Origin of the sequence: Chryseobacterium joostei (assembly GCF_003815775.1) — a bacterium.
GTDB lineage: Bacteria > Bacteroidota > Bacteroidia > Flavobacteriales > Weeksellaceae > Chryseobacterium > Chryseobacterium joostei.
This window is the reverse complement of the sequence record NZ_CP033926.1, coordinates 1,339,985-1,357,585: the sequence shown is the minus strand read 5'-3', so window position 1 is coordinate 1,357,585 and position 17,601 is coordinate 1,339,985. Positions and strand designations below refer to the sequence as shown.

Here is a 17,601-nt window from a genome sequence, read left to right as displayed (position 1 = left end):
CCTATTGCGGCTTTAAGAAGCTTACACGGGAACACAGATTTCATTCATATTAAATTCTTTCCGGTGCCTTGTGGTCACTGATTGCAGAACCTCACCAGTCCTTTTTCATACTGAAGGGCATCAGGAAAGTCTTTATCTACAAAATGAATCAAAAAAACTACTCAACTTAAAAATCAGAAGAAAGAAAAAAGCCCTTCCCATAGAGTTTGCAGACCAACGGGAAAGAGCGTAGTTCAGTAATTAATCTTTAGAAAATTAAAAACCTTTACAAATCTATGAAAAATTCCTATTACAATATAGGAGGCATTTTCTTTGGGCTCATGTTTACCGCTGTAAGCATCCGTACAAAAGCCCAAACACGCACCATTTCCGGTACCGTAACTTCATCACGTAAACCACTTTCAGGAGTTATAATCTCCCAAGAAGGCAGTGATCAGATAACCATGACCGGCAACAACGGAACCTATACTTTACAGGTTTCAGCAGAAAATCCCATCCTATTGTTCAGACACCCTGATTATGCAGAAGAAAAGTTCACACTCACTAATCAGAAAGTCGTTAATATCAGCTTAGAACAAAAAGTAAAGGGAATCGAAGAAGTTATTCTCAACGCTGGCTACTACAAGGTTAAAGACAAAGAAAGAACCGGTAGTATCGCCAAAGTTTCAGCAAAAGATATAGAAAATCAACCTGTCACTAATGTACTCTCTGCCTTACAGGGACGAATGGCAGGAGTTAACATTACAAGCTCCAGTGGTAATAATTCAGGAGGCTTTGATGTTCAGATCAGAGGTAGAAATAGTTTACGAACGGTAACCAACAGTCTTATCAATGGAAATGAACCGCTATATGTGATCGATGGTATTCCAGTTGGGGGACAATTAGCTACCAGCTACACGGGGGGCTTTGAACCTATGCGTGACATCAACCCGCTCAATGCGATGAATCCCAATGATATTGAAAGTATAGAAGTGCTTAAAGATGCGGACGCTACAGCAATTTATGGCTCACGGGGTGGTAATGGGGTCATCCTGATTACGACTAAAAAGGGAAGTACCAAAGATATACAGTTCAGCCTCAATACCAGCTATAGTTTGAGCAGTGTTGCCAATAGGCTGGAAATGATGTCTACAGAGCAGTATATACAAATGAGGAAACAGGCGTTTGCTAATGACGGAATTACAACATTACCTGCTTCTGCTTATGATCTCAACGGGAAATGGGATCAATCACGATATACCGACTGGCAGAAGACTCTTATTGGTTGTAGTGCAGAAAATACGCAAACATCACTTTCTCTTAGTAGTGGTGGCGACCGCTCTTCTTTTCTGCTCAGTGCCTCTCACCAGGAACAGGGAACCGTTTACCCGGGTAATTCAGGATACAAAACCAATGCCCTTAACAGCAATTACAATTATAATAGTGCAGACCGACGTTTTTCATTAACAGCGTCTAATTACCTGACTTTTCAATCCAACAATGTGATGAACAGTGATTTTACGCGATTGTCTCTATCACTTGTCCCTAATGCACCCGCATTATACGATGCTAACGGAAACATCAATTGGCAGGAAAATACTTTCAGTAATCCTATGGCAGCTCTTAACGGGACCTATGAAGCAAAAACTTTTAGGTTAAATCAGGATATCAGCGCAGGCTATGCTTTATCCGATAATTTAAAGCTAAAGCTTAATGGAGGTTTTAACTACTGGAGTTTACAAGAAACAATACTTTCACCCAACACCATGTATAATCCTGCATTTCCAGCCGGAGCCAGTTCATCCAATTCTACCTCAGCCGTTAATAACTCCAGCTTCATTTCTTACCTTCTGGAACCGCAACTCTCGTGGAGTAAAAACATGAATAAATCCAAGATAGAAGTACTTGTGGGGGCCTCTTATCAGGAAACTATTTCAAAATCTTTAGCCGTGAGAGGAACAGGATATTCCAGCAATGCGCTGCTCCATAATATTGCCGCTGCATCAGTGATCAACATTGAAAGTCTGAATGAAAGCGACTATCGTTATGCTGCTGTTTTCGCAAGGGCTAACTGGAACTACAATAAAAAGTACATTTTTAATGTAACAGGCCGTCGTGATGGCTCCAGCAGGTTTGGACCTAATAAACGGTTTGCCAATTTCGGTGCTTTAGGGGGTGCATGGATCATTTCAGAAGAATCTTTTCTGAAAAATCAAAAATGGCTCAGTTTTGCAAAACTGCGCGCCAGTTACGGTATTACGGGAAGTGACAGGATAGGAGATTACCAATATTTAAATACCTATACTGTTACTGCTTCGCCTTACAATGCTGTTTCAGCATTTATTCCTTCAAAACTTTTCAATCCAGATTTTTCGTGGGAGAAAACAAAAAAGCTAGAAACTGCATTAGAAATTTCCTTATTAAAGAACCGGATCAACCTTACGACATCCTGGTATAGAAACCGCTCATCTAATCAGCTGATCGGTGTTCAATTGCCACTTATTACAGGTTTCAGCTCAGTGCAGGCAAACCTTAATGCTACCGTAGAGAATAGCGGATGGGAATTTGAACTTAGTTCACAGATCATTAAAAGCTCTGACTGGCGATGGAATTCGGGCTTCAATATCTCAATTCCGAAGAACAAACTTATTTCATTTCCGGGTTTAGAAGGTTCACCTTACGCTACGATGTATGCTGTAGGTCAACCTACCACAATTCTCAAACTTTTGGAATACCAAGGCATTGATCCCGTAACAGGGCAGTACCGTTTTAAAGATGCTAACAATGATGGTAAGATTTCAATACTTGATGATGCTCAGACTATCGAAAATATTGGGGTTAAATTCTTCGGTGGCTGGCAGCATGAAGTAAAATATCGCAATTTGTCCTTCTCATTCTTATTTCAATTTGTAAAACAAAGACAAACGAATTATTTCAGAGATATGAGCGTTCAGGGAACACTTTCTAATCAGCCTGAGGCTTTCACGAATGTCTGGTCAACAGATAATCCAAACGGTATTATTATGCCTTATTCATCGGGAAGCAATCCTACCGCTTCTACAATGACCACTTATCTTAAGTACAGCACAGCTGCGGTTAGTGATGCATCATTTATCAGACTAAAAAATGTTCAACTGAATTACACGATACCAGTAAAGGGTAAACTTTTGTCTGAAGCAAAAATATTCCTGCAAGGGCAAAACCTTCTGACATGGACCAACTATTTCGGGATCGATCCCGAATTCCTGGTAACCGGTTATATACCCCCTTTAAAAACCTATTCTATGGGTGTTCAAATCACTTTTTAACATTATTATCATGAAGAATAAAATAATTGAAAAAGCAATTCTTACAATAGCAATACTACTTTGTTATAGTTCTTGTGAAAAGCTGGTTGAAGTCGATCTTCCTATCAACCAGATTACGACCAGTCAGGTATTTGAGTCAACAAGTACTGCAGATGGGGCATTGTCAGCATTATATGCTGAGATGCAATCCTTCTCTGTTATTGCAGGTGGTTCTACCGGTGCAGGAGGTTTATTAGGAAGTTATGTGGATGATTTGGACGGGTATGATGTGTATTCCAACAATGCATCGATGGATTTGTTCAATAATATTCAAAACGCATCCAATACCACTGTAAAGCTGGTTTGGGGGAATGGTTACAGACAAATTTATATGGCTAACGCTATTGTTGAAGGATTGGAAAAATCTTCAGGTATTCCTGAGAAAGATAAAAACAGGATTAAAGGTGAGGCTATTTTTATGCGATCATTGGTGTATTATTATCTCACGGAAATTTTTGGTGATATTCCTTATACAATCTCTACAGATTATTCCATCAATCAATCACTTTCAAAAATAAGTACAACTGAGATTCTGCAAAACATATCTCAAGACCTTTCAACAATTAGTCCATTTCTTGAAACAGATTATCGTAATGCTGAAAGGATTTATGTTAACCGAAAGACTATTAATTTATTGTCTGCGATTGTCTATGCAAGGCTAAAACAATGGAATTTAGCAGAGGATTTACTTTCAGGTATCATTACCTCACCATTGTACAGTTTTCCTCAGGATCTTTCAAAAACCTTTAAGAAAGACGGGAAGCATATATTATGGCAGCTTAAACCCATTTATGCTAATACCGCTACACCTGAAGCATCGTTATACAATTTCGCTTCGGGTGTGCCTAGGTATTATGCTGCATCAGAAAACTTACTTGCAAGCTTTTCTACGGCAGATCAGAGAAAAACATCTTGGATGTCTCCCGTGGTTAGTGGTCAGAAAACCTATTATAAAATCAATAAATACAAAACGATAACAGCCAATACTGACGAATATTCCATAGTATTCAGATTACAGGAAGCTTATCTGATTATGGCAGAATCCCTTGCACAGCAAAACAGAGTTCCTGAGGCTGTCAACTACCTCAATGCTATTCGAAACTTGTCAGGATTGGGTAATATTTCAGGTACTATTTCGAAAGATGTAGTATTAGAGGAGATCCTTGCAGAAAACAGAAGAGAATTCTTTTCAGAAAGGGGAATTCGTTTTCTAAGCTTGAAACGTAATGGAAAGCTTGATATCCTCAGTCAATCCAAGCCTAATTGGAAAATTTTTCATTCTATATGGCCAATTCCGGTATCGGAACTGGCTCTTAATCCATCATTAAATCCACAGAACAATGGTTATTAATATAACGATAAAGATATTTTTATTACTCATCCTTTTGCCATTAATAGTATTGGCTCAAGGAAATTCAACAACATTTCAAATTCCAGATAAACTGAGAAATCATCAGTTTGGTATTGCTGCTCCACAATTGTCTGGAGACAGTAGATTTGTAATTTTCAATAAATCATATGAACAGAATAAGGATACACTGGTTGTAGTGGATACTAAAGATAGAAAGGGGAGTATTTTACAGTTTCCTAATAGCTATTCGGCACGTTTTACAAAATCAGGTCATTTATTTTTCTGCAGTGGGGCTAACGCACTGATGATGAAACTACCTTCAAAAAAAAGTTTACAATGGAAAGATGTAACTTCAGCTCATTATTTTGGAAAATTTAATCAAGTAATAATAGCAAGAAATGATTCTTTAGTCATCAATGATGAACATGGTAAAGTAATACGCGGAATTCCGGACGTAATTAGTAGTACATTAAGAGATGGTGAATTTTTTTATATAACTAAGGGGAAGGATCAGTACCGGCTATTGTCTCTTGAGAAAAACGGTTCTTTGTTATTACATAGCTCAGATCAACCTTTCTTAAGTGCAAAAAAGATAGCAGATCATTCATTTATTATCTACGAAAAGCAACAATCCGAATTTAAAATCTTTTATCATAATACTGATAATAACATAACGAAAGAATTCAAGTACGATAATGGAAAAGGTATAAAATCGGTAGTTTTGACACCTGCTATAATTGATAGTCAAAATATTTTCCTGAATATTAATTTTTTTAGCAATCCAAAAGATAAAGATGCAGTAGAAGTATGGTATGGGAATGATAAAAAAATTGACCAAAGATTTTTTGATGCGGCTAAAAATAAAGTGCTTATATGGAACTTCGTTACCGGAATGGTTACTGAAGTACAGGATAATGAACATAGCCATTTGGTTTATATCGGTCGGCCAGATTACTTGCTTTCATTTAATCCATATCAGCATAAAGATTACATCAAGGAAGCTTTTCCTTTCACAATTTTCAGATATGATACCGCTTTAAAAAGACATGAATTTCTTGTAGAAGCGGGTGGTGTTATCTATACAGATCCCCAAGGGAAATTTCTAGTGACATCCAAGGATGGGCAGTGGATGTTGGTAAACGTTAATAACGGAGAGAAAAAAATACTTCCGGTGCATTCTTCCAGACGTGTCTATTTTTCTGAAGACTCTCAAAGACTGCTCTTTGAAAATGAGGGGAGTATTGATATGTATGATATTGAATTAGAGAAGCATCAAATTATTAGACTTCCTTCAGGTTTTAGAAGCAAATTAATTAATGGTGATCAAACTCCCATAAGTCCCGGTTTTCCTATTTATAAAACTGCTTTCCCCAATGAAAAAAATGTTCTGATTCACTTGTGGAGAAAAGAAGATAATACAAATGCTATAGCATCTTTCAATGGAAAAGTACTTAAAATGATTGTATCGCCTACGCAAGATTATATTTCAGAAATGTTTGATTATTCTTCAAGGTCACAATTTTTATTTGTCCGAAGCAATATCAATAAGCCACCAGTGATATGTTTGTCTGAAAAGACTGAAAAACTTCTGTATAATAGTGTAGATCAAGATATCAATGCATTGAAAATTAAGTCAGAATGGATTGTGTCAAGAAATGAAAAGGGAGTTGAATTAAAGGGTACATTGATTTATCCTTTACACTATGATAAAAACAAGAAGTATCCTATGGTAGTTTCTATTTATGAAAGTCAGCGATCGGAAAGCAATCAGTACCTTGTTGACGGAATGTTTGGGAGCACAGAAGGAATTAACAGCAGATATCTGATTGAAAATGGTTATTTTGTATTCTTGCCTGAAATAGTTTATGATGAAAGGGGAACTGGACGCTCGGCATTAGACTGTGTTGAAAGTTCAATTAAAGCATTATACGGCAACACTTCTATTGATTTTTCAAAAATTGGATTGGTCGGACATTCTCACGGCGGGTATGAAAGTAACTTTATTGCGACACAATCTAAGTTATTTGCAGCCTATGTTGCAGGTGCGGGAAATAGTGATTTGGTAAGATCTTACCACTCATATAATTATCTCTGGAATGGACCTTTTTACTGGCAGTTTGAAGGTGGGCAATATAGAATGCCTGGTAGTTTTACGAACTTTAAGAGTTTGTACATTGTAAATAGTCCTGTATACCATGCCGAGAAAGTAAATGTTCCTATTCTTCTTTGGGCTGGGAAAAAAGATCAAAACATTGATTGGCAACAGACGATGGAGTTTTATTTGGCCCTGCGAAGGAATAAAAAGCCTGTGATTGCTCTATTTTATCCCGATGATGATCATAGTTTGCAAAAAATTGAAAACAGGGTTGATCTTTATTCAAGGATATATCAATGGCTTGATTTTCATTTGAAGAATAAGACTTCGGATTGGATATCGGAAATGAATTAAAAAAGGATGCCGAAAGGCATCCTTTTTTTTTAATTAGCAACACTATGTTTTAGTATATTAGGGCAGCTTGTGCCGTTAAAAATTCGCAAGGCCTCCGTTCCTGGTCCTGAAACTGTACAGTCGAAGGCACCATTATTGTCACAAAACTTTGACACAGGTTGACATTGTTCCACTTCGTTAGGTCGGAACAAATAACCTTGAATATCAACTGAATTTGTATTCTTGTTAGTCGTAGTAGCAAATGCGCTTCCTACACCTACGGTAGCAATTACTAATGGTAAAATTGCTGATCTTAATTTTTTCATGATATTTTGATGTTATAAATTTTTGCCTACTCTGTTTTATGGTTTTTCGGCTTACCCCCATTCATCCCATCTGTGAGTGGTTGTCTTATTTTGTAACGGATGAGATCATTTCCAACCAGCGCAAAGAAATACTGATCGGTGACAAGCATATGAGACAATGATTTACCGCCGCGGTGCTGTACATAAAAACTGCCCCAATATTGAGAAGGATTAATTTTGTATACGTCAATAATTGATGATGATTTCCAGCTTTCTTTTATTTCATGTTTACCCATTAGGCTGGATCTGTTGAATATAAGTCCATCGTGCAAAGTTGTTGATAGGTTGATTACTTTAGATGGATGGCTCATTTTAGTTGTACCATCCTTTAGCTTTACAGTTTCTATCATAGGAACAGAAATAGTATCAATGGTTTTTATTTTATCTATGAGATTGAGATTTCTGTTTATTCTTAAAATTTGATTTCGGTAAAAGAATATATAATACAGCTCATTTGTTTTATGATCAAATAGAAGTTTTCCATCTGTATCAAAATGGTTTTGGCTCTTGGAAGAAAGAATATTTTTATTGAGCTGAATTTTAGGTTCAGTTTGAATATCCAACAGCCCCAAAACGTTATTCATACCGGAACCTTCCTTAGTTCTGATAGCAAAGTGCAAAGAATCCAAAACAAGAAGCTGACTGAAAAAAGCATCTTGATAGCTAATTGTTCTGAGTTTTATTGTAGATGATAAAGAACAGGTGTATACAACCGGAACGGTACCATCAAACCCAAATATACTATTGTCAGACACTTCATAAGATAAAGACTTAAAAGTAAATTGACCTTCTGGAATAACTTTAACCAGCTTCTTATCTATTAATCCTATATCTATCTTCAAAATCTGGAATGGAGATGTCTTATTACCTAAATAGAGTGTATCTCCACTAATTCCAGCAAAATAGTACGAATCAACTCCAAGGTTCAAAATATTTTCTTGAATGATAGGATGAGATAAGAATCTCCTTGTAAAATTATTTTCTTTTTTAATGATATATTCGGACGAAAAGAAAAGGTATATGACAAGGCAGCTACTTAAAGTACCAGTGCCTAACATAAGCCATAGTCGTACAGATACCCGTGGAAATACTGTGTAGCTGGTAGATGATCTATTAGCTATTATGATTGCTAGTCCTGCTATAATAACTGTGATAATATTAAAAATCAAGTGAGTTTTCCAGCCCATATCTTCCAATATACCACCACAAGAACATGGAATAAATTCACTATGATACAGAATTAAGTAGATATAAATACTAAATGCGATCATTAAATTAAAGGAAGCCAGAAGACCGAACATCCTACTTTTGCTTATGCTAAGTAATCCTGCGGTTATTAATTCCACGATAATTATTGTATAGGAAATACTCCCTGCATATGCACTGAGTAATGGTGATTGTGCTAATTGTACTTGAAATTTCTCAAACTCTAAAAGCTTACTAACACTTGCGTAAATGAACAGGAGAATAAAGAAATAGGATATACCTTTTACTAAGATGCTATTATAATCTTTCATGGCTGATATTTATAGTTTTAACAGGCAATAATTAACTTCCATTTGGTTTTCCTTCCACAATAGTCGGGCATCATTTCACCTTTGGATACGGTTACAGTTGTTTTGAAATTCCCCATACTTTCCCAGATGCCACTTTTTGGACATGGTAAGCCTGTAACAACTGATATGGAGGTATGAGGAATCATGGATTATGCTGAAGGATTAATTATTTTTGTACAGCCGCCAATTATCTCCGTCTCTAACTGGCGGATCAGGAGGATTAGGATCTATTGTTCCCTCTATTGATTTAGCAGAGTCCTGCCGCATCATCATGGTCTTTTGAACCTCTGGGGACACTCTGTAATCTGACTCAATATCTTCGTCTCGATTTATACAGTTCTGTAAACAAACTGAGCCTATAGCAAGGCTTAAAATTGGGATAAACTTTTTCATAGTAATGATTTTAATTTGGTTATCCCGGCCGGATTGATTTAGAATTCTTAGCCAAAGGTATCGGGCTGCGAAGTCAAAAAAAACTGCTCTACGGAGCAATTTTAAAATAGGCACGTATCAATTTTAAAATTGATACATTTTTATTTATTGTTTAATTGGTTGATAATCAAATAATTGTTTGGCTTTTGTTTGTGAGAAATCTGATTTCTCTAAAATTTGACTTATTTCAAAACAAAATGTCTATTTTTGAGATGGTGAGGTTCTAATAATCAGTATATGAAAAAGTTAAACTACTTTCTCGTCCTGTTTTCTGCTTTTTCCCATTTTGTATTTTCACAGCAAAACGAACGGACTTTCAATGAAATAAGAAAAACGTATGAAAGAATGACGATCGATGACAGGGATGCGCTACCTGCTGTGAGGTTATATATTTCAAAAGCCAAAAAAGAGGGAAATTATACAAAACTGATTCAGGGTTACAGAGACGGAAGACAGTTTGATTATAATAGTAAGATTAAGTATGCTGACAGTGCCATCAGTATTAGCCTTACCCATGGAACGAAAGATGATATCAGCAAAGATTATCTTAGCAAAGGAATCATCTATTATTTTTATCAGAAAAAATATAAACTAGCCTTAAACGAATATTTAAAGGCTTATCAATATTCAAAAGATTCCGACGATCAATATCTTAATTATAAGGTCTTGTACCATTTGGGAATTGTTAAAGGACATCTGGGCTATTACGACGAAGCTCTTGAACATTTTGAAGACTGCCTCACTTATTACGACAAGAAGTTAAAAGAAAAAAATCATGTCAATGACCAGTTTAACTACAATAAAGGTTATCTGAACACCCTTCATCAAATTACGATTATTAATCGTTATTTGATGAATTTTACTAAAAGCGACAGTCTGAGCCAACTGGGGTATAGGCTTACTGAAAAGGATCATGATTTTGCTTTGGAGAATAGTTACTTTTTAAAATGCATAGGGATTTTAAAATTTCAAAAGAAAAATTTTAAGGAGGCGAGGGTTGATTTGGAAAAATCTTTACCCATTATTTTAAAGCGCAATGATTTTGCCTGGTCTACGGTAATCTACTATTACCTGGGTAAAATTTCCGAAGCTGAAAATGATCCTGAGATTGCTATTAAATACTATAACAGAATAGATTCCATTTTTGAAAAGCATGAATTTGTGCTCCCTGAAGTTTATAGTAGCTATAAATATCTCATTGAATATTACCGAAATAAAGATGTCAATAAGCAGCTATATTTTACCAATCAATTGCTTAAAGCAGACAGTATTATTTCTAAAGACTACCCTTATCTTTCTTCTAAGCTTCATAAAGATTATGACCGCCAAACGCTGATCGAGCAAAAAGATGATATTGAGAAATCAGGAAAGAAAAAAATGATATATGCTAAAATTTTAATTTTTTCTGGCAGTATTGTTTTAACATTTTTTGTTGTACGATACAGAAAGGATCAAAAAATTAAAAAGCAATATAACCTTTTACAGAAGAGAATAGCGGATGGCACTTACAAAATTAGTGATATTGAGAAGGAAGAACTGGATGAACATTCACTTCGGAAAACCTTCCTAACTCCTGAAATGACTTTAGAAATAAGGGAAAAGCTTGAAAAATTTGAGCAGGAATTACAATTTAAAAAGAAAGGCCTTACACAGAATAGTATTGCTGTGAAATTAGGAACCAATTCTCATTATCTGTCAGTATATATCAACGAAAATAAAGGAATGAATTTTAATAAATACATGGCAGAACTTAGGATCAATTATATCACAGATCTGCTGAATACAAACAATAAATTTCTTAACTACCGAATTGAAGCTCTAGCAGATGAATGTGGCATTGCTGCACGTCAAAATTTTTCTAATCTGTTTTATGAAATTAACGGTATACGTCCTACGGATTATATTAAAAAACGAAAACAGGAGTTGGGAATCAGTTGATTATATTCCTGCTAAACGTTTTTTTGTAAATTTCTAAAAAAAGGACATGGTAACAAAAACTCTTTTTAGAAAAATTAAAAAATTACATGATGACTTAGAGCTAAAAATTCATGAAGTCTATGACGATGATCAGGATATGGTGAAGGTTTCAGAAAAGTCATTGATTCTTATCGATGAGTCTATCAGAACGTTAAAGGAAATGATTTCAAACCATCATTTTGAGAGTCTGTCTGAAGAGGTTTATTTCTTTAAGAAATTGAAGCCTGAGTTTATCTCCAAGTTTATTTATTACTCAACCATTTTGGATCTTGAATCACATAAACCTGCAGCCGGCAAAAAGGTGCTCAAGAAATATTATGAAGCAGAGCAGGAGAAACTCAAGAATTTCTATGTCTCACAATCCGAATTTTACAGCTATTACAAACGTAATGCGTCTTATCTCGATCATAAGATATTTGTCCGCAATTCTTATGATCTGAAAATGAAGCTATCATTTGGGTTTTATAATTTTGATGCCAGTTTTACCACCTCGCACGATCATCTGATTGCTCGCTTTATTGCCAATCAGCAGTTTGATCAATACTTAAAAAAACAGATTGAAAATCTGATCGATACTGTGAAGGGAAAAGCCATTTCTCCATTGGCCTGGTCTGCATCCAAAGTAGGGCTAATCGAATTGGTGTATGCATTATATCATATGCGTTGTTTCAATGGAGGAAATATTGAATTAAGCGAAGTGGTCAAATTTGTTGAAAAATCTTTGGATACTGATCTGGGAAATTTTCATAAAACAATTTTCGAAATTAGAAACAGAAAACAGGGTCCTACAAAGTTTTTGCAATTGGTCAGTGATAATCTAAACCAACACTTTGTCAACAACGAAAGTGAATAGTTGTTGTTTTATATTTGAAAAGCCTCAGGAGCTTGGAAAAATGGTCAGAGGCTTTTTAATTCATTTATTGGATTAAGTGTTGTAAATCAGGATCATTTTTAATTCTTTCTAACTCATCAGTGATAATGCTAAGAATATCGGTCTTAACCTTCTTGTAATTTTTGTTTATTTCTGTTTTCATACAATCTTCATTATCAAAAGAACGAATTTGCGGGATCGGATGATAATCTTTCAATTCGGTCGAAAGTTTTGCATTATCTACAACAATTTCAGAATGAAATATTTTCTGTTCTATTCTCTGATCAAAATTATCTGAAACAGCACCCACAAAAAAACCTTGGGTTAGGGTGGAAATTTTAGATGCGGGAATTAAATTATCTAATTGTGTTGAAATTGATGTTGAGGTATCGTTTCTGTTAATGGATATGCTCTGTCTTTTTTGAAGTACTTTTCCGAAACGCTCCGATAGACTTTTTGCGGTTTCACCCACAACTTGACCGCTGAAAATATTTCCAACGGTGTTTTGAATAACCTTACTTTCTTTATCCCCATAATCTCTGGTCAATTGAGAAAAGTCCTGGAATCCAAGACAAACTGAGACTTTATTGCTTCTTGCTGTTGCGATTAAATTATCAAGCCCCCTAAAATAAATAGTAGGTAACTCATCTATAATCACTGAACTTTTAAGCCTGCCTTTTTTATTAATAAGCTTTACAATCCTGGAATTATACAATCCCAAGGCTGTAGAATAAATATTCTGACGATCAGGATTATTTCCTACACATAATATTTTTGGTTCTTCCGGATTGTTAATATCCAGAGAGAAATCATCTCCTGTCATCACCCAGTAAAGCTGTGGAGATATCATTCTCGATAATGGAATTTTTGCAGAAGCAAGCTGACCCTGAAGCTGATCCTGTGCACCTCCCTGCCAGGCATCCATGAAAGGAGATAAATAGTTTTCCAACTCTGAATATGAAGTTAATATTGTAAATATATCTTCATACTTTTTATTCAGCAGTTCGATAGCGTGTGGAAATGTACAATAGATCCCTTCTTTGTATATTTTTAAAAACCAAATAATGGCGGCCAAAAGAATAATGGGGCTTTCGACAAAGAAATCTCCCTGCTTTTGTATCCAGCTTCGATTGAGATTCAACATGATGGTATAAGCAGCCTCATAAGCGTCCGAAATATCTGTCATGAAATTTGGATTTAACGGATTACATCGGTGGCTTTTTCGTGGATCATCAAAATTAATGATGTAAAATTTCGGTTTTACTTTATATTTATCGCTGTGTTTCAGTAAATGATTATAGGCAATGGATGAAAGGTCGTCGAATTTAAAATCGTAGATATACATGCTAAAGCCTTTCTCTATATGCTGCTTTATGTAATTGTTGATAACAGCAAACGATTTCCCTGAGCCCGGAGTACCCAGCACAATTGAAGCTCTAAAAGGGTTGATAATATTGATCCATCCCTTATTCCATTTTCCTTTGTAATAAAATTGAGTAGGGAGGTTGATGGAATACTCATTTTCCACCAATTTGGTTTCCTGCCAGAAACTCTCATTTTCGTTGTTGAATACATCATCCGTTAAATGGATACTGAGCAATCGGGTCATCCATACGCCTGACATTAATAAGGCAATATACCCTAATGAGATAGTAATGAAATAGAGGAATATTGCTGTTTCTTGAGAGAGATGTAGCAATGGTGTATTAAGGAAGAAAAGCACAAAGCCAATACTTATTGCTAAGAAAATTTTTGACCAGGTTATCTTTTCATTTTTTACCCCTTTAGTTCCCAAACAACTCAAAGCCAACAAAACCACTGCAAATACTTTGGTGTAAAGGGGATGTGAAAACAGGCCTGCCGTTCGGTCGAAATTTGCTAATATTTTATTGATGATTTCCAACGTCCAACCCCGTTCCAAAAAGAAACGATAGCAAAACCAATAAAGATGCATCAGTACCAAAAGAATACTGACTGCACGCATAAAGGCCATAATCTTGGCGAGCCCTCTTAAGTCATCCTCTCCCTGCATGATTTAATGTCTTACTGTTCAGGAATTAATTTAAAGGCTTTACAAAATTGCTATTGTAATCTGGCAGTATCTGGCTTTTGGTTGCCTTACCTGGCCATATATTATTTCTGACTTCTTTGGCGTTTGCGTTTCTTCATCATTTCGTTGACAAAACTTTGTTCTTCATAATCTTCTCCTTGTAATTGGGGCAATAGGCCTTCCAGTGCTTCAACCCAGTTGTCTTCTTGTTTGCTAGTTGTTAAGAATTCGAACAAATGATGTGGATTTTTCACAGTCATTCCAGCAGGATGTGACATGGATAGTTTGGGGCTTGACACTCCCGGATCTTTTATCTCTGGCTTGACAATCATGTTCCAACAATCATTAAAGCTATTAGCAGAAAGCTCTTTTCCTAACCGTGATCCATTCCAAACTGTTTTAGAATGATGGTCTATGAATGTTACCCCATAGATTCTTCCTTTTTCATTTCTCCGAATGATAGTATCAATATGATGTTGAGCTAATTGTCTTTTAAAATCAGATTCATTATCTGTGGACTGAAAAGTTTTAAGAATAAGAGATTTTAGACTTTCTTGTGCAGGATTATTTTTCAGACTGAGTTTACATTTCTCAAAATGTAATTGTAAGCTTTCAAGTCCGGCTGTTTTCCCAAATAAAGAAGCTTTAAGCGCATGTCCTGTCTTTTTTCCATTATCAGATAAAGGAAAATATAATAAACCCCTTTTCAATTTCCCATGCAATTCACCTTCTATCTGTTCGGTAGTAATATTATAGAGAGAAAGTAATGCATTGTATTCTCCCAATGTTTGAAATTGATAATATTCGGGGAGATAGCGAGTGACTGAAGAAATCTGACTTTTCACATTACCTTTTTTGTAATCTACGGCACGAAAAATTTTCTGATTTTGCTGACTTGGTTTTTCAGTTGCCAGTTGAAGTCCGAATGCTTTTTCTAATTTCCTACAGATTTTCATAGACCTCATTTTTTCGAATTGATCAGAAATCTTTTTACCATTTTCATCTACACATACCGAAACAATATGGATATGCGAGCGGTCGATATCAGTGTGTTTGAACACTACAAAAGGCTGCTCTCCATAGCCCATCTCACGCATATACTGCTCAGCCATTTCTTTGTATTTTTGATCAGAAACATTGTCTCCTGGATCAGGATTAAGAGAAATATGCAGTGTATGCTTTTCAGTTTTTTGATTAGCGATCAAATAAGGTTCAAATGATTTCATCAACTGTGGCACAGAATATTGACCATTCAGGGTTTCTATCATCTTGTTGGTCAAAAGAATTTCTCCTTTCTCCTGCTGTATCTTGGTATTATTGTATGACAAAACTCCAAAAAGATTGTTGTTTCTACCAATTTTTGCGATCATTCTACCTTATTATTTTGTAGATTTTTTTGATGAAATTCTTCGGTAATCTTAATGACATTTTTAAAAATTTCAATCATTTCTACCGTTTGCTTTTCCAACTTATACAGAAAAGATGCTGCTTTTTTTTCAGAAAAATGAGTGTAAAGAATCTTCACAATCTGATTGTAATTGACTCCTGCATTACGAAACTGGCTATGAAAAGAGGTCAACCGCATATAAAAATCCAAACTTCCCTTATCAATTTTTATAATTTTTATGGGTTTGTCAAATATACAGGCCGTTATAAAATGAGCTTTAACCTTCATTCCTGACTGATCAAAAAGTTCAAGAAATCGGGAGTGCTCTGCTTCATTCAAAGAAATGGTATATCTAATCTTGGCAGGATCAACTTTAGGATGTCGTCCTCCTTTTTTTTGCTGTTCATTGTTTTTATCATTCATAATCTTCTACTTTAATATATAAACACCGACTTCGGAGGTTGTTTTTCTGCCCCCTGCAAGGGCAAGTTGTTTTTAGCATCGGAAATCATTCCGAGATGCTCAAAACACAACTTGCCCCTTTCGGGTGAAAGGATAACTCCTAAGATTATAGTGAATTTGATCTCTTGAAATCTCGTATTACAAAGGAGTGCATTGTAAAGACTCTTTAATTCTAAATCAACATCGGCTTCTTTTACAAAGTAACAATCAATTGATAATAAATACTTTGTATGTCATAAGGCCAAACAATGACATTTCACGCCAAAGAAAGAATACCACCTTTTAGCGACAATTTTATATTTGTTATTTGTACAGGGAAGTTATCCGGACTGCTATCAAAATGTCTTGCCTAGTTTCCTGAAAGCCTGCAGGCCTGAAATCAAAATAGCAAGCAGGAAACCCGTCATAACTTATATAGGGCTGGAAATACAGCTTTCTTTCAGGATTGATTGATTGATTGATTGATTGATTGATTGATTGATTGATTGACCTAAATCTAGACAGAATGATAGGTTGTTTTCAGTCGATCAAGGTAACCAGCCAGTGATGCTGATGGCATCCAATCATTACATTTTAGGACAACATTAAACAATTAGTTAATTGAAGTTTAACATAAAATCAGGAAATATGAACACAAAAAAAAGACCATGTATTATTGCTTTCTCCACTCAAAAAGGAGGAGTAGGAAAAAGTACTTTTACAGTACTTACAGCAAGTATTCTTCATTACCGCTTGGGTTATAACATTGCGATTTTCGACTGCGACTTTCCGCAGTACAGTCTGATACAAATGCGTGAACGGGATTTAGAAACAGTAATGAAAAATGAAGCATTAAAGAAAATGGCTCATCAGCAATTTACAACAATTAATAAAAAAGCCTATCCAATTTTTCAATCAAAAGCTGATACAGTCTTGGAAGATATTGAGCAATATTTAGAGGAGTTGAATACTGCTCCTGATTTTATTTTTTTAGATCTGCCAGGGACAGTGAATACTGCCGGTATTTTAAAAACATTAGCCAGTGTCCATCATATATTTTCGCCCATTACAGCAGATCGGTTAGTGTTGGAAAGTACCTTAAGTTTTACAGATGTTCTAACCAATGTTTTAATGAAAGAAAAATATACAGAGATTAAAAGTATTCAACTATTTTGGAATCAGGTTGATGGAAGAGAAAAGACTGTTTTATACAATAATTATAGCCAAGTGATTAAAGAATTGGGATTGCGGCTCATGGAAACTACCATTACTGATAGCAAAAGATTTCGTAAAGAGGGTGAGGCGCTGGCTAGAACAGTTTTTCGTTCTACACTACTACCAGCTGATCCCAAATTAATGTCTTTATGCAGGTTTGATCAATTTATGGAAGAACTTTTACAAATTATCAAGGTATAAA

At 35.4% G+C, this 17,601-nt stretch carries 12 protein-coding genes; 6 read left to right on the top strand and 6 right to left on the bottom strand.

Annotated features, from left to right (window positions below):
- The first annotated feature begins 275 nt into the window (after positions 1 to 275).
- From EG359_RS06305 to EG359_RS06295, 3 genes are read left to right on the top strand one after another with little or no spacing between them, the layout of a single operon-like run.
- Positions 276 to 3,287 (top strand): SusC/RagA family TonB-linked outer membrane protein, encoded by a 3,012-nt coding sequence (locus tag EG359_RS06305; protein WP_076350891.1) that lies wholly within the window; start codon positions 276 to 278, stop codon positions 3,285 to 3,287.
- 10 nt (positions 3,288 to 3,297) lie between these two features.
- Positions 3,298 to 4,677: a RagB/SusD family nutrient uptake outer membrane protein gene (locus EG359_RS06300; protein WP_076350893.1), complete on the top strand. Its 1,380-nt coding sequence runs from the start codon at positions 3,298 to 3,300 to the stop codon at positions 4,675 to 4,677.
- Complete coding sequence (locus EG359_RS06295; RefSeq protein ID WP_084180263.1) at positions 4,667 to 7,126, top strand: alpha/beta hydrolase family protein; 2,460 nt, start codon at positions 4,667 to 4,669, stop codon at positions 7,124 to 7,126. The genes EG359_RS06300 and EG359_RS06295 overlap by 11 nt, the downstream gene beginning before the upstream one ends.
- A gap of 29 nt (positions 7,127 to 7,155) precedes the next feature.
- On the opposite strand, the gene EG359_RS06290 is transcribed toward EG359_RS06295, so the two are convergent.
- From EG359_RS06290 to EG359_RS06280, 3 genes are all read right to left on the bottom strand, one after another.
- Entirely contained in the window at positions 7,156 to 7,431 is a 276-nt protein-coding gene (locus tag EG359_RS06290; protein WP_076350897.1) for a DUF6520 family protein, read from the bottom strand.
- A 26-nt stretch (positions 7,432 to 7,457) separates the two neighbouring features.
- Positions 7,458 to 8,987, bottom strand: a complete 1,530-nt coding sequence (locus EG359_RS06285) for a MauE/DoxX family redox-associated membrane protein (RefSeq protein ID WP_076350899.1) — start codon at positions 8,985 to 8,987, stop codon at positions 7,458 to 7,460.
- A gap of 201 nt (positions 8,988 to 9,188) precedes the next feature.
- Positions 9,189 to 9,419 (bottom strand): hypothetical protein, encoded by a 231-nt coding sequence (locus EG359_RS06280; protein ID WP_076352057.1) that lies wholly within the window; start codon positions 9,417 to 9,419, stop codon positions 9,189 to 9,191.
- A gap of 276 nt (positions 9,420 to 9,695) precedes the next feature.
- On the opposite strand from EG359_RS06280, the gene EG359_RS06275 reads away from it, so the two are divergent.
- Positions 9,696 to 11,396, top strand: coding sequence for an AraC family transcriptional regulator (locus EG359_RS06275; protein ID WP_076350901.1), 1,701 nt, complete (start codon positions 9,696 to 9,698; stop codon positions 11,394 to 11,396).
- 46 nt (positions 11,397 to 11,442) lie between these two features.
- Positions 11,443 to 12,288, top strand: a complete 846-nt coding sequence (locus EG359_RS06270; protein WP_076350903.1) for an RteC domain-containing protein — start codon at positions 11,443 to 11,445, stop codon at positions 12,286 to 12,288.
- A gap of 64 nt (positions 12,289 to 12,352) precedes the next feature.
- On the opposite strand, the gene mobC is transcribed toward EG359_RS06270, so the two are convergent.
- From mobC to mobA, 3 genes are all read right to left on the bottom strand, one after another.
- Positions 12,353 to 14,338 carry a conjugal transfer protein MobC gene (gene mobC / locus EG359_RS06265; protein WP_076350905.1) on the bottom strand — a complete coding sequence of 662 codons (1,986 nt, stop codon included), beginning with the start codon at positions 14,336 to 14,338 and terminating at the stop codon, positions 12,353 to 12,355.
- 101 nt (positions 14,339 to 14,439) lie between these two features.
- The gene (gene mobB, locus EG359_RS06260; protein WP_076350907.1) at positions 14,440 to 15,726 is read right to left on the bottom strand and encodes a conjugal transfer protein MobB; all 1,287 of its coding nucleotides are present in this window, start codon (positions 15,724 to 15,726) and stop codon (positions 14,440 to 14,442) included.
- Positions 15,723 to 16,166 (bottom strand): conjugal transfer protein MobA, encoded by a 444-nt coding sequence (gene mobA, locus EG359_RS06255; protein ID WP_076350909.1) that lies wholly within the window; start codon positions 16,164 to 16,166, stop codon positions 15,723 to 15,725. Before mobA ends, mobB begins: the two co-directional genes overlap by 4 nt.
- 666 nt (positions 16,167 to 16,832) lie before the next feature.
- Between mobA and EG359_RS06250 the strand changes: the two genes are divergently transcribed.
- Positions 16,833 to 17,600 (top strand): ParA family protein, encoded by a 768-nt coding sequence (locus EG359_RS06250; RefSeq protein WP_076350911.1) that lies wholly within the window; start codon positions 16,833 to 16,835, stop codon positions 17,598 to 17,600.
- Position 17,601: the final 1 nt, after the last annotated feature.